Annotated in this window: 9 protein-coding genes; 7 read left to right on the forward strand and 2 right to left on the reverse strand. The window is 56.6% G+C overall.

Translation table 11 applies throughout. The features are described from left to right. Window positions 1–192 precede the first annotated feature (192 nt). The 5 genes from R0J87_RS05460 (at window position 193) to R0J87_RS05480 (ending at window position 9,202) form a co-directional block, all read left to right on the forward strand. Entirely contained in the window at window positions 193–2,151 is a 1,959-nt protein-coding gene (locus R0J87_RS05460; RefSeq protein WP_498884854.1) for a sigma-54 interaction domain-containing protein, read from the forward strand. A gap of 149 nt (window positions 2,152–2,300) precedes the next feature. Next, the gene (locus R0J87_RS05465) at window positions 2,301–3,776 is read left to right on the forward strand and encodes a TolC family outer membrane protein (protein ID WP_404345115.1); all 1,476 of its coding nucleotides are present in this window, start codon (window positions 2,301–2,303) and stop codon (window positions 3,774–3,776) included. Window positions 3,777–3,841: 65 nt separating this feature from the next. Continuing rightward, window positions 3,842–5,110, forward strand: coding sequence for an efflux RND transporter periplasmic adaptor subunit (locus tag R0J87_RS05470; RefSeq protein ID WP_498884856.1), 1,269 nt, complete (start codon window positions 3,842–3,844; stop codon window positions 5,108–5,110). After that, window positions 5,110–8,301 (forward strand): efflux RND transporter permease subunit, encoded by a 3,192-nt coding sequence (locus R0J87_RS05475; protein WP_498884858.1) that lies wholly within the window; start codon window positions 5,110–5,112, stop codon window positions 8,299–8,301. The genes R0J87_RS05470 and R0J87_RS05475 overlap by 1 nt, the downstream gene beginning before the upstream one ends. Before the next feature lie 226 nt (window positions 8,302–8,527). Continuing rightward, window positions 8,528–9,202, forward strand: coding sequence for a hypothetical protein (locus R0J87_RS05480; protein ID WP_498884860.1), 675 nt, complete (start codon window positions 8,528–8,530; stop codon window positions 9,200–9,202). Between the two features lie 12 nt (window positions 9,203–9,214). Here the strand turns inward: R0J87_RS05480 and R0J87_RS05485 are convergent, their stop codons facing one another. After that, the gene (locus R0J87_RS05485; protein ID WP_498884861.1) at window positions 9,215–10,141 is read right to left on the reverse strand and encodes an alpha/beta fold hydrolase; all 927 of its coding nucleotides are present in this window, start codon (window positions 10,139–10,141) and stop codon (window positions 9,215–9,217) included. Window positions 10,142–10,213: 72 nt separating this feature from the next. Further along, window positions 10,214–10,825, reverse strand: coding sequence for a TetR family transcriptional regulator (locus R0J87_RS05490; RefSeq protein ID WP_404345120.1), 612 nt, complete (start codon window positions 10,823–10,825; stop codon window positions 10,214–10,216). 258 nt (window positions 10,826–11,083) lie between these two features. Here R0J87_RS05490 and R0J87_RS05495 point away from each other — a divergent pair, with 258 nt between their 5' ends. Together R0J87_RS05495 and R0J87_RS05500 are read left to right on the forward strand one after the other, a co-directional pair. Beyond that, complete coding sequence (locus tag R0J87_RS05495; protein ID WP_404345121.1) at window positions 11,084–12,115, forward strand: succinylglutamate desuccinylase/aspartoacylase family protein; 1,032 nt, start codon at window positions 11,084–11,086, stop codon at window positions 12,113–12,115. A gap of 186 nt (window positions 12,116–12,301) precedes the next feature. Next, window positions 12,302–13,753, forward strand: a complete 1,452-nt coding sequence (locus R0J87_RS05500) for a catalase (RefSeq protein WP_498884862.1) — start codon at window positions 12,302–12,304, stop codon at window positions 13,751–13,753. The last annotated feature ends 7 nt before the right edge of the window (window positions 13,754–13,760 follow it).

Raw genomic sequence — 13,760 nt, forward strand, 5'->3', positions numbered from 1 at the left:
TAACGTCTTATTTTGAATTTAATTATTTAAAATCAGTAGTTTACTATTTTGTATGGCGGAATTTTTCGAGTGGCAAAAACTCACGATATTTCGTTGATAACGATATTTCGTTGTTTAAATAACGAAAGTTCGTGATTGGCCCGTTGTTTGTATGGAGTAAGCGACATCCTGCTGGCAAATGAGGAGCCTGCGATGCACGCTGCCACCCTGAAAGATGACGCTCACCCGCCCTTAACGCTGATGGCTCACCACACGCCGTTGGCCATGGTGATTATTGACCCTCTGAGCGACCGCTTAATTGATGCCAATACCGCAGCGCGCCAACTGCTGTTGATTCATCATGAGCAGCCGCTCGCCACTCCCTTTAGCCACCGTCTAAGCGCTTCATTGCCGCTATGGGTCAGCTTTACCGATGAAGTGCTGACTACCGGCCAAGGATGGTCGGATGATTTGGTGCTGTTGGATAGCGTCCGCCAGCCTCGCCGTGTTGAGGTCTATGGGCAGCGCTTACACGACTCCTCACAGCTATTGCTGACGGTGATTGATCGCAATAAAGCCGAGCAGCGCCGCGCCAAGGCGGAGCTCAGCCGCCAGCACCGCCAGGGAGAGGTGGGCTGGCAGCGGGTCGAGCAGGTGTTCGAGCGTATCGAAAAGCAGAACCAGCTGATTCTCAGCGCCGCCGGGGAGGGCATTTATGGCCTGGATGCGGAGGGGAAAACCACCTTTGTAAACCCAGCCGCCGAACGTATTCTCGGCTGGAGCACAGAGGATATGGTGGGCCACGATGCGCACCTAATGTTCCACCACACCCACGCCGATGGCAGCCATTTCCCGGTACAGCAGTGCCCTATTCATGCCTCGTTTAGCGATGGCCAGGTGCACCATGTGGATGACGAGGTGTTCTGGCATAAAAATGGTGAAGCCATTCCCGTGGAGTACACCAGCACGCCGATTTTTGAAATGGGCCGCCTAGTGGGGGCCGTTGTGCTGTTTCGCGATATCCGCGAGCGCAAGCACGCCGAGCAGCAGCTGCGCGATGCGCTGGAAGAGGTGGAGTCGCTTAAGCGTCGGTTGGAGCTGGAGAACCAGTACTTGCAGGAGGAGATTAAAGCCGAGGTGAATCACCGCAATATCGTCGGCAACAGCCCGGCGGTCGCCAAACTGATCCAGCAGATTGCCATGGTCGCGCCGACCAGCGCTAACGTGCTGATTAGCGGCGAATCGGGCACTGGCAAGGAGCTGATTGCCCGGGCGATTCATGCGGGCAGTACCCGCAGCGACCGGCCATTGATCCGCGTGAACTGCGCCGCCATCCCCCGCGACCTATTTGAGAGTGAGTTTTTTGGCCATGTAAAAGGCGCCTTTACCGGTGCGGTACAAGACCGGCCAGGGCGCTTTGAGTTGGCCCACGGCGGCACGCTGTTTCTGGATGAAGTGGGGGAGATCCCGCTGGAGCTACAAAGCAAGCTGCTGCGCGTATTGCAGGATCAGCAGTTCGAACGGGTGGGGGATAACCGCACCCGCGAAGTGGATGTGCGGGTGATTGCGGCGACCAACCGCGAGCTAAAAGAGATGATTGATACGGGTGGGTTTCGTGAGGATCTCTATTTTCGCTTGAACGTTTTCCCCATCGATTCGGTGCCGCTGCGCAAGCGAATTGAAGATGTCCCGCTGCTAGCACGCCACTTTTTGCATCGTGCTTGCCTAAAATTCAATAAGCCGGGGGTGCGCATTCCACCGGCACAGTTAGAGGTGCTGACCCGCTACCCGTGGCCGGGCAATATTCGTGAGCTGGAGAACGTAATTGAGCGCCAAGTGATTGTGACCCAGGATCAACGACTCTCCTTTGATGATCTTTTATTGATAGAGCCAGCCCATCGTTATACGCCCTTAAATATAGAGGCGCAGGATTCTCCTGTGACGCCTGATTTCCCAATGACCGAGCAGGCGTTCTGCCAGCATCAGCGCGACAATGTTTTAAAGGCATTAGAGGCCGCGAATGGCAAGGTCTCGGGGGTGGGTGGCGCCGCTGAGCTGTTGGGCATTAAGCCCACCACGCTGGCATCTCGACTGCATAAGTGGGGTATCGACCCTCGGCAATGGCGCAAGCGTCGTCACAAAAGTGACTCAGCCAACGGTGCGTTGGACTAAGGTAAGGAATGATTGGCTTGACAAGCGAGTTGTACACACAAATTTGCCAAGTTCAAGTCTAGCATACATACATGAATGTAACTATAATGCCACTCTTTCAGAATGGCGCTCTGCCGCGCCGTCTTACGTTGACACCTAGAGGCAATCCCATGCGACTAGCACACTGGGCAGTCAATGCCCCCCTTCGCCCGCTGTTGTTAGCAGTGCTCACGTCTTCGTTCATTCTGCCTGCCCAAGCGGCCGACTTGGTGACCATTACCCGTGATGCGCTGAATAACAACGCTGCCCTGGCCTCTGCACGGTCTGAGTTTTCCAGCGTCGAGGCGGCACGAGACGTTGCACGCGGCGGGCTTTTGCCCCAGGTAAACGCCTCTGGCAGCGCCGTCCACAACGAGCAGTTTGAGAGCCAGGGCTCTGCCCGTGCTACCGGCACAGGAACGGGGGCAGGTGCCAGTGCTGGCGCGGGTGTTAACGATGATAGCTACAACACGGTGTCGCTGACGTTGGAGGCCACACAGGCGCTATTTAATGCCGTGACGCGCCAGGAAGTGAGCCAAGCAGAGCGCCAGATTGATCAGCAGGTTTACTTGCTGGCCGCCACCGAGCAGCAGCTGCTGATTGATGTGGCCAGTGCCTACTTCGATATTCTACGTGCCCACGAAGTGCTGGAAGCGCGGTTAGCGCAAGAGCGCGCGATTGGCCGCCAGCTTGAGCAGGCCCGTGAGCAGTTTGAAGTGGGTCTGATTGCCATTACAGAAGTGGAAGAAGCACGGGCGAGCTTCGACCAATCCCGCGCAGACCGCATTGCTGCAGAGAGCAACCTGCAAGTGGCGTTTGAAGTGCTGGAGCAGCTCACCGGCCAGCGGTACGCCAGCATTGAGGCTCTCGGTGACAGCATGCCGATTGCGCTACCTACGCCGACCGATCGTAACTATTGGGTAGAGCAATCCCTGGAGCGTAACCCGCAGGTGCTCGCTCAACAGGCAGGTATTGAAGTGTCCCGCGTAGGTGTGGAGCTTGCCCGTGCGGGTCGCCTGCCTACGGTGCAAGCGTTTGCCAACTATCAATATGCCGATAGCGACAGCGACGTAGTCAGTGGTTACGACACTTCTGCCCAGGTGGGCGTGTCAGCGAACGTGCCTATTTATACCGGCGGTAGCACTAGCGCCAGCATTCGCCAGGGCACCTTCCAACTGGAAAGCAGCCAATATGACTTTGAGTCTCAGCGCCGCACCACCATCCAGCAGGTTCGCTCGCTGTATACCCAGGTTAGCAACAACGTTGAAACGGTCGAAGCGCGCCAGCAGGCTATCGTTTCCAACCGTAGCGCCCTGGAAGCGACCCGCGCCGGTTATGAAGTGGGAACCCGTAATATCGTGGACGTGCTGAACGCCGAGCAAAACCTCTACAACGCCATCGCTAACTACGCTGAGGCGCGTTACGACTATGTCGTTAACTTGCTGTCGCTGCGCCAGCAATCGGGACTGCTCGATGTGGAAGCTATCGAAGAAGTGAACGCATGGCTCACCGGTGATGATGTCAACTTCACCCTGCCGGAAAGCAACGAACCCGACACCTATCAGCGCGCTATGGATATTGGCGCACCGCCGACGCCTGGCGCTTAACTATCGCTGCGCGTGCCACTGTGGCTACCGGTTAATGTTTAGAAAAATGAATGGGAAATCGACGCATGAAAAGAGTGATTCACTCAGGTAGAGCGAGTTTAGTGACGCTGATAGCCGCGTTGGCGCTCACGGCATGTGGTCAGGAGCAGCCACAAGAGGAGCAGGGCCAGCAGCAGGAAGCGCCGCCCCACCCGGTGGAAGTCACTGAGATAGCGCGTCAAGACATACCGCTGGATAAATCGTACCCCTCGCTGCTGCGTAGCGACAGCGAAGTGACGCTGGTGGCGCGAGTGAGCGGTTTTCTGGAGGAGCGGCATTTCGAGCCAGGCCAAATGGTGGAGCAGGGCGACCAGCTTTACACCATTGAGCCCGACCTGTATCAGGCCACCGTTAATCAGCGCGAAGCCGACCTGCAAAGTGCCCGCGCTGAACTATCCCGTGCCCAGCGTGATGCTCAGCGTTTCGAGCAACTGCTGAGCCAAAACTCCGTCAGCCGCCAGCAGTACGACCAAGCACTTGCCGAGCAGCGCGTGGCGCAAGCCAACGTTGCCCAGGCAGAAGCAGCGCTGACCAGCGCTAATCTGGATTTAGGCTATTCCAATGTGACCGCTCCGGTCTCTGGCATGATCAGCCTAAGCCAGATTAACGTTGGTAACTTGGTTAACTCGGGTACTGAACTAGCCACGATTACTCCGCTGGACCCGCTAGAAGTTCGCTTCCAGCTGCCCCAACGCGACGCCTTTGAACTGCGTCGCCAGCTAGGCAATGAAGGGGATGCTTCCCAAATCACCGCTCGCCTGCGGGTGCCGGGCTTAGACGGTAGTGAAGGCAGCGAGCTTGAGGGCCGCCTGGATTTCCTTGGTTCGCGGGTGGATACCGGCACCAGCACCGTGCAGGCCTCGGCTACCTTTGCCAATCCCGATGGCGCGGTATTGCCCGGCCAATTCGTACGCGTGCGCATCGAAGGTTTGAAACGCTTCGATGTACTGGCCGTGCCGGAAATTGCCGTAACCCAAGGTCTGATGGGCCCGCTGGTCTACGTGCTGGATGACGAGAACAAAGCTCGCGAACGCACTGTTCAGTTAGGCGAAGTCGCAGGCCCCTGGCAAATCATCCGCGATGGCTTGGAGCCAGGTGACCGCGTTGTCGTCGGCGATCCGGCTGGCTTGGAGGCGGGCGTCGTGATCGACCCTCAGTCGTTTAGTGGCGACGCTGCTGACCTCGTGGAAGAGACCGAGCAAGAAGAAGCCCAGGAAGAAGCGGAAGCCGCCGACGCGATGCAACAAGCCGACGGCGCACAACCCGCTGCTGAAGGGGAAGAGGGCGCGCAATAATGAATTTCTCTAACTTCTTTATCAGCCGCCCGATTTTTGCCACGGTACTGGCAATTATCGTCACGCTGGTAGGCGTGATGGCCATGCGGGTGCTGCCGATCGAGCAGTACCCTAGCGTGGTGCCGCCCACGGTATCGGTTCAGGCCCAGTTCCCAGGGGCGGATGCCGAAACCGTGGCACAGACGGTGGCTGCGCCGCTGGCCGAGGCGATTAACGGCGTCGAAGACATGCTCTACATGACCTCCAACAGCGCCGATAATGGCACCATGAGCCTGAGCGTGGCGTTCAACATCGGCACGGATGGCGACATCAATACGATCAACGTCAATAACCGTGTTCAGGGGGCGCTGTCGCAGCTGCCCGAGGCCGTCCAGTCTCAGGGAGTGACCGTCGAGCTGCGGTCAGACTCGATCCTGATGCTGGTGGCCTTGACCTCCCAGAGCGGTGATTATGACAAGATCTATATGCAGAACTACGCCACGCTCAATATTCTCGATGAGCTGCGCCAAGTGCCTGGGGTGGGTAATGCCGAGGTACTTGGCGGTGGCGAGTTTGCCATGCGTATCTGGATGGACCCTGACAAGCTAGCGCAGTACGACCTTACGCCTAGCGAAGTGGCCAGTGCCATTCGTGCTCAGAACACCGAAATCCCCGCCGGTAACTTGGCCGCGACGCCACAAAGCGAGCCGCGCGCCTATACCTATACGATTACCGCCGGTGGACGTCTCACGAGCACTGACGACTTCCGCGAAATCTTCCTGCGTACCAACCCCGATGGCTCATCGCTGCGTCTGGAAGACGTCGCAAGGATCGAGCTGGGTGCCTCCTTTTATGGTGTCGATGCGCGTTTGAACGGCGATGCCATGACGCCGATCATCATCAACCAGCAGCCGGGGGCCAACGCGCTGGAAACCGCGGATGCGGTGCGCGCTACCATGGAGGAGTTGTCCGGGCGTTTCCCGCCGGGCCTGGAGTACGTAACTCCTTATGATACGACGCTGTTCATCGATGCCTCGGTCGAAACGGTCATCAAGACGTTCATCGAAGCGTTCCTGATCGTTATCGTGATTCTGTTTATCTTCCTGCAGAACTGGCGCTTTACCGTCATCGCCATGTCGGTGGTGCCGGTATCGGTGATCGGTACCTTCGCAGGCTTCTATCTATTCGATTTCTCGATCAACCTGCTGACGCTATTCGCGTTGGTGTTGTCGATAGGTATCGTGGTGGATGACGCGATACTGGTGGTCGAGAACGTCGAGCGGGTCATTAGCGAAGAGGACGATATCAGCGTTCGTGACGCGACGATCCGCGCTATGAAGGAAGTGGGCGGGCCGGTTATCGCCACGTCACTGATCATGGCGGCGGTCTTTGTGCCGGTGGCTTTCCTGGGCGGGTTTACCGGGCAGATCTATCAGCAGTTTGCGATCACCGTGGCCATTTCGGTAGCGCTGTCGGCGTTGATGGCGTTGACCTTTACCCCAGCCCTGTCGGCGATCTTCATCAAGCACAACTTGCACCATTCCAAGCAGTCGGCCTTTAGGCGTGCCATCAGCACGCCACTGCGTCTGTTCGACCGCTTCTTTGCCGGTTTTACCGCCGTGTACATGTGGTTCGTCAAGAAGCTGGTGCGCTTCTGGGTGCTGGCGTTGGCGCTCACCGTGGCAGTGGGCGCGGGCTCCTATTGGCTCTACGCCAACACGCCCTCGACACTGGTGCCCGAGACCGACCAGGGAATCGTGCTGGCGAGTATCTCCTTGCCGGATGCTGCCTCGCTGAGCCGTACCCAGGCATACATGGCGGAGCTGAGCGAGCAGATCGAAGCGATTCCAGGGGTCGAGTACTCTTCTGCGGTGGCGGGCTATGACATTCTGTCCAGCGCGGTGAATACCGCACGCGGCATCATGTTCATCAACATGAAGCCATGGGCGGAGCGTGAGCTCACTGCCAATGAGCTGGTTGGCCGCATCATGCAGCTGGGTGCCAGTATCGATGGCGGTTCGGCGATGGCCTTCAACGTGCCGCCGATCATGGGACTGTCTACCACCGGTGGTTTCACCGGTTACCTGCAGTCGTTCGACGGGGCGTCTACTCGGGAACTGTATGAAGCCTCGCTGCAAATCATGCAGGCCGCGAACCAGCACCCTGTATTGAACCGAGTGTTCACGACGTTCAACGTAAACGTGCCCTCGTACCGGGCGGAGATCGACCAGCAAAAAGCGCTCAGCTACGGCGTCGCGCTTGAGAATATCAATTCGGCGCTGGCGAACACCTTTGGTAACGGGTTCGTGAACTACTTCAGCTACCAAAACCGTAACTTCCAGGTGTACTTGCAGAACGAAGACGAGTTCCGTAAAACGCCGGAAGACGTCAACAACGTCTACGTGCGCGGCGGTAATGGTGAGCGTATCCCGCTCTCTGAGTTCGTCACCCTCGAACGTCAGACGGGGCCTGCGGTCGTGTCACGGTTTGGGGTCTACGCAGGGGCGCAGTTCCAGGGTAACCCGGCACCGGGCTACAGCTCGGCTCAGGCCATCGAAGCCATGGAAGAAGTGGTGCAGGAGACGCTGGGTGATAACTGGGGCATGGGCTGGACCGGTACGGCGTATCAGGAATCCAACCTGGGGAATACGGCAACGCTTGCGATCGTGTTCGGTATCCTGATGGTGTTCCTGATCCTAGCGGCGCAGTACGAAAGCTGGTCGTTGCCGCTGGCGGTACTGACCGCCACGCCTTTCGCATTCCTTGGCGGTATTGGGGGGATCGTGCTGCGTGGTTTGGATACCAGTGTCTACGTGCAGATCGGCATGCTAGTGGTGGTCGGTCTGGCGGCGAAGAACGCGATCTTGATCGTCGAATTTGCCGAGTTACAGCGTAAAGAGCTTGGCAAAACGATTCGCGAGGCGGCGATTACCGCTGCTGAGCTGCGCTTCCGTCCCATCGTGATGACCTCGCTGGCGTTCATCTTCGGTACCTTGCCGTTGGCATTGGCAACCGGTGCTAGTGACGTTAGCAGCCATCACATTGGTACTACGGTCGCGATGGGTATGGCATCAGTAGCGATTCTGGGCAGTCTGTTTATTCCCAGCTTCTACGCCATGATTGCCACTGTCTCTAACTGGCTTTACCGCAAACGCCATCCTCACACGGATAGCCAAGAGCAGACTGCGATAGGCCAAGACTCCTCGTCATAGCCGTTCGTAAGGTCTACTGCGGGCACCCTATTTAGGGTGCCCGTTTTTTTATAGACATGTTTTTACAGGGTCACTGATACGCGTCAAAAGAGCGTCGTCACAAGCCGATAAGATGGGCTACGCTAGTAGAGACCACCGTTTTTAGCTCGTGCTAATAAACGCTAATAAATAAAGCTTGGGTCAGGCGAAAACAAGACCGGGCAAACAGCCTGGAGGAGAACACGCCATGCAAACTCTCATGTCGGCTGCGCTGCAGTTTCCCACTATTGTCTTTACTCTTTTGTTGGGGCTGATAGCGCTTTATTGGCTGCTGGTGATCATCCGGATTGCGCCTTTAGAGCTGTTTGAGCGCGACAGCCTGCGTGATGACCATATGGCCAGTACCTTAGTGTCGCTGGGTTTTGCAGGGGTGCCTGCAACGCTGGCGCTCAGTTTTTTAGTGCTTTTTGCCGGAGCGCTATCGTTAGCCATTGAGCTATTGGCACTACGCTGGATGGCACTGGGGTTGCTCAGAGTGCCGGTAGGTGTGCTCGTCGTGTGGGCATCGCTTGCCATCGCATCGCCAATTGCCGCAGCGGTATGCCACGGCATTCAGCGGGCGCTTCACCGTTACCAGCCTTTTAAACGCCGCTGTTTGCTAGGGGCAACGGTGGTGGTAGCGGAGCGGGAAAACGACGAATACGCTACCGCGACGCTGCTAAACGAGCCCAACAGTGCGGTTAGGCTGCACTGCAAAGCCGGAGATTGCCCTCAGCCTGGCGAGCACCGGGTGTTGGTGAAGTATCTGGCGGATGAAGGTGCCTACCGGAGCGTCCTAGAACAGCACTACATGGATACACGTGTACGTATCAATAAACTGCGCCTTAAGCATAAGCACCACCCTAATGGTTACTCCACTTAACGTACGCTTATATTAATGAAACCAGCGCCGCCACTGCTTCGCTAACCAGTGCAAAAAAGTAGGCGAGGCGGTGGTCGCTTCTTTGGTCGCACGGAAAGTGTCCAGCGGTGTGTCTAAGAAGCGCTGAATAGGCGCTACCTGGGCATCGCTATTGAGCATCGGCGCATGGCCACAGCCCTCTGCGGTAAAGGTTTGCAGAGCAGGCTGAGCTTGGGCCATTTTGGGGAGCGTTTCGGCATCGAGTAGAGTAGAGGTTTCCCCACGAATCACCATCAAGGGGCAGCGAATATTCGCCCAATCAGCCCACATATCCCGTGGCGTATCGTGGATAAACTGCTCACCGATACGTGGGTCAAAGTGGTAGGTCCAGCTGCCATCGGGCAGGCGGCGTGCACTGCTGAGGGCAAGCTCGCGCCACTCCTCATCACGGGTAATGCCGAAGCTGGCGTAGTGTTTGGTTAGCTCTGATTTTAAGTCAGCAAAGTTATTAAAGCGGTGGGTAACGCCGAAATAGCTCGAGAGCGCAATCAGGCCCTCTTTGTTTAGCTCTGGCCCAACATCGTTAAGAATCAGCCGGGAGATGCGGGAGTGGTGCTGTTTATCTGCGGCGATCAGCATGCCCAACAAACCGCCCATCGACGTTCCGAGCCAATCCACCTGTTCGAGCTGGTAATGATCTAGCAGTGCAATAGCGACGGTGAGGTAGTGGCTGTAAAGATAATCGTGAGCGGGGAAAAGAGACCAGCTGGAAAGCCCGCGACCTGGAGTGTCGGGGGCGATAACCCGCCATTCACTGCCCAACGTATGCGCCAGCGCAGCAAAATCGCCACCGTGACGGGCCAGCCCGTGCCACGCGATTAATGTGCGTGGCGCGTCGGGGTTCCAGATGCGTACAGCGATATCCAGTTCACGTACGCGGACAAACTCTAAAGCATCCATACACGGCTCCTTTCAAAAGGTAGGCTCAGTATAGGCGCTATGCTGCGGTGCAGTAAGAAAGTGTTCCTAACGCTAGCGGTGAAGCATGCTGATGACAGCATCAATCAATTCACCGCCCCGTGTACGCAGGGAAAATGCTTCAGGGTTACGTAGCCAATCGTGGAACAGACCACCCAACGTAGACTGAATTAACCGTGTGGCCACTTCTGGCGAGATGTCTTCACGTAATAGCTGCTGCTGCTGCGCAATTTGAAAAACCGCCAGCATCTCATCGAAACACTCTTGAGCAATCTCATCCTGCATCTCAATGGGATTAATGTCGCTGAAAAACTCACAGCGGTGCAGCAAGATAGATAAAATGCGCTGATGGGAAGGCTGTTCTAGACGGTTCAAGCCCGCCAGGCATGCCAGCCGAATTGCTTCCAACGGAGACACCGTGGGGTCAGCGTTATTGACCTCTTCCATCAGCGACTGGAACGGCATGCGCACCCGTTGCACCAGTGCTTTAAACAGGTCGCCTTTGTTTTTAAAGTGCCAGTAGACAGCGCCACGGGTAAGGCCAGCATGGCGGGCAATTTGCTCCAGCGATGTGCGTGCAACGCCTTTAGCGAAAAACACCTCTTCAGCAGCATCCAACAGCGCTTCGCGAGTTGCAGCAGCCTCCGCTTTGGTTTTTCTTGCCATGAAACCGTTACCTCAATATCGACACGTGATAACGCTATTTTATCTGAAGCGCCGCGTTTTTTACATTCAAAACTGTATGGATAGACGCTTAAGTTGATAATCTAGGTTATCAAGCTCGTTACTTGATGCTAAAAAGCGTATAAGATTTATTTGAAAACAGTGTTTTAAAATCCTGTACTAGAACGCTGTGTTAAAACCCTGTGGCCACATCGCTCTGGCCAGTCAGGTTCTGTCTCATCGTACGTTTAAGGAATGGCAATGGCGCGAGCACCTTTCTCCCTAGCTGGGCACACCGTGATGCCTGGCCAACGTTTGCAAATCGATGTGCCGGTGGCGCGCCTATACACCCATACGCCGCTGCATATTCCGGTCGAGGTGGTCCACGGCCGCAAAGAGGGGCCGGTGATGCTGGTCTGCGGCGGCATCCATGGCGATGAAATCAACGGTGTTGAAATTGTGCGTCGTTTGCTGCGCTCCAAAGCGATTAACAGCCTGCGCGGCACGCTGATTGCCGTGCCGGTGGTCAACGTATTCGGCTTTTTGCAGCAAACCCGCTACCTGCCAGATCGGCGTGATTTAAACCGCTGCTTTCCAGGCAGCGAAAAGGGCTCGCTGGGTGGCCGCATTGCGGCACTGTTTCGTGAAGAGATTGTCGACCATGCCACGCATATTATCGATCTTCATACCGGTGCTATTCACCGCACCAACTTGCCGCAAATCCGTGCTCAGCTGAGTGCGGGTAGCGAAACCGAGCGCATGGCCGACGCTTTTGGCGCGCCGGTCATTTTGAACGCTGAACTGCGCGAAGGCAGCCTGCGTCACTATGCCCAGAATCGTGGCATTCCGGTACTTACCTATGAAGCGGGTGAGGCGCTGCGTTTTGACGAGTGGGCGATTGCCCCCGGCGTGCGAGGCGTATTACGTGTCATGCGGCGTTTAGGCATGTTAGCGGGGGAGCAGCGTCGCCGTTCAGCAGCGCCGGCAGAGCTTGCCAACGGCTCAAGCTGGGCGCGTGCGCCGATTGACGGCATTCTTCGCCCCAAAGTGCGTTTGGGCGCGCGGGTTGCTAAAGGGGAAGTGCTGGGTAAAGTGGCCGACCCGTTTGGCAACGATGAGGATGAAGTACGCTCAATGGCGGACGGTATTGTGATTGGCATGAGCCGTTTACCGCTAGCGAATGAGGGTGAAGCGCTTTATCACATTGCTCGATTTGATGAAATTGAAGAGGCAGAAACAGCGATTGAAAGCTTCCAATCCAGCTTGGTGCCGCCACCCGATGCGATGTACTGATCGTTCTCATAGAGTTAGTCTATTAGGCTAATAGCTGACTAATCAGCGCCACGGATGGCGCGATACCGCCTTGTTGACTATACCTGTGTGGGTGCCGCCTTAGCTTACGTTAAACACGGCTTAGGAAGACGGTGCTTTCCAGTGGTGCAGACCGTGCCATGTCGAGCGTGACAAGGAGGAAGAGCAATGAGCAGTAGCCAGCATCCCACCACTAATGAAGCAGGTATTCCGATATCGAGCGACGAACATTCGCTATCGGTAGGCGCGGATGGCCCGATCGTCATGCACGATCACTACCTGATGGAACAAATGGCGGCGTTTAACCGGGAAATGATCCCTGACCGCCAGCCCCACGCCAAAGGCAGCGGTGCCTTTGGTCATTTTGAAGTCAGCCAAGATATTAGCCGTTACACCAAAGCGAAATTTCTGCAGCCGGGTACGAAAACCGATGTACTGATCCGTTTTTCCACCGTGGCGGGGGAGAGCGGTAGCCCGGACACGTGGCGCGACCCGCGCGGCTTCTCGATTAAGTTCTATACCGAAGAAGGCAACTTTGACATGGTGGGTAACAACACCCCCGTGTTCTTCGTGCGCGACCCGATGAAGTTCCAGCACTTCATCCACTCCCAAAAGCGCCGTGCGGATAACGGCCTGCGCGATCATGACATGCAGTGGGATTTCTGGACGCTGGTGCCCGAATCTGCCCACCAAGTGGCGTGGCTAATGGGCGACCGCGGTGTGCCCGCCACATGGCGGCATATGAACGGCTACTCCAGCCACACTTATATGTGGGTGAACGAGGAGGGGGAGCGGTTTTGGGTGAAGTATCACTTTAAAACCGATCAAGGCATTAAGTGCATGACCCAAGAGCAGGCCGACCAGATGGCCGGTAGCGATGCGGATTACCACCGCCGCGACCTGTTTGAATCGATCAAGCGCGGCGATTACCCCACTTGGACGCTGCACATGCAGATCATGCCGTTTGAGGATGCCAAGACCTACCGCGTTAACCCCTTTGACCTTACCAAAGTGTGGTCGCATAAAGATTACCCGCTGATCGAAGTGGGCAAGCTAACGCTAGACCGCAACCCCACAGATTTCCATAGCGAAATTGAGCAGGCCGCGTTCGAGCCCAACAACATGGTGCCGGGCACCGGGCTTTCGCCGGATAAAATGCTGTTAGCGCGCTCCATTTCCTACGCCGACGCTCACCGTGCGCGGTTAGGGGTGAACTACAAGCATATTCCGGTTAATACGCCCAAGAGCCCCGTACATAGCTATGGCCAGGGTGGCGCAATGCGCATTCGTCACGCCACCGACCCGGTGTACACGCCCAATAGCAAAGGCGGCCCCAAGGCAGACGGGCAGCGCTATCCGGAAGATGCGGTGTGGTCGACGGATGGGCAATTCGTGCGCGCCGCGTACACGCTGCGCAAAGACGACGATGACTGGAGCCAAGCGCACGCATTGGTGCGTGAGGTGATGGACGATGCCCAGCGCGACCGTTTGGTTTCCAACGTGGTGGGGCACCTTTCTGGTGGCGTGACGGAACCGGTCTTGGAACGCGCCTTTGAGTACTGGCGCAATATTGATCAAGAAGTGGGCAAGCGTATTGAGCAAGGCGTTCGCGCGCAGTAGCCCCTCA

The organism is Halomonas sp. SIMBA_159, assembly GCF_046536035.1.
Classification (GTDB): Bacteria; Pseudomonadota; Gammaproteobacteria; order Pseudomonadales; family Halomonadaceae; genus Vreelandella; species Vreelandella venusta_A.

Excerpts from the sequence above, each read along its gene's own strand:
- R0J87_RS05460 (WP_498884854.1), top strand. The coding sequence starts at position 193 with ATGCACGCTGCCACCCTGAAAGATGACGCTCACCCGCCCTTAACGCTG.
- R0J87_RS05475 (WP_498884858.1), top strand. The coding sequence starts at position 5,110 with ATGAATTTCTCTAACTTCTTTATCAGCCGCCCGATTTTTGCCACGGTA.
- R0J87_RS05490 (WP_404345120.1), bottom strand. The coding sequence starts at position 10,825 with ATGGCAAGAAAAACCAAAGCGGAGGCTGCTGCAACTCGCGAAGCGCTG.
- R0J87_RS05485 (WP_498884861.1), bottom strand. The coding sequence starts at position 10,141 with ATGGATGCTTTAGAGTTTGTCCGCGTACGTGAACTGGATATCGCTGTA.
- R0J87_RS05500 (WP_498884862.1), top strand. The coding sequence starts at position 12,302 with ATGAGCAGTAGCCAGCATCCCACCACTAATGAAGCAGGTATTCCGATA.
- R0J87_RS05480 (WP_498884860.1), top strand. The coding sequence starts at position 8,528 with ATGCAAACTCTCATGTCGGCTGCGCTGCAGTTTCCCACTATTGTCTTT.
- R0J87_RS05470 (WP_498884856.1), top strand. The coding sequence starts at position 3,842 with ATGAAAAGAGTGATTCACTCAGGTAGAGCGAGTTTAGTGACGCTGATA.
- R0J87_RS05465 (WP_404345115.1), top strand. The coding sequence starts at position 2,301 with ATGCGACTAGCACACTGGGCAGTCAATGCCCCCCTTCGCCCGCTGTTG.
- R0J87_RS05495 (WP_404345121.1), top strand. The coding sequence starts at position 11,084 with ATGGCGCGAGCACCTTTCTCCCTAGCTGGGCACACCGTGATGCCTGGC.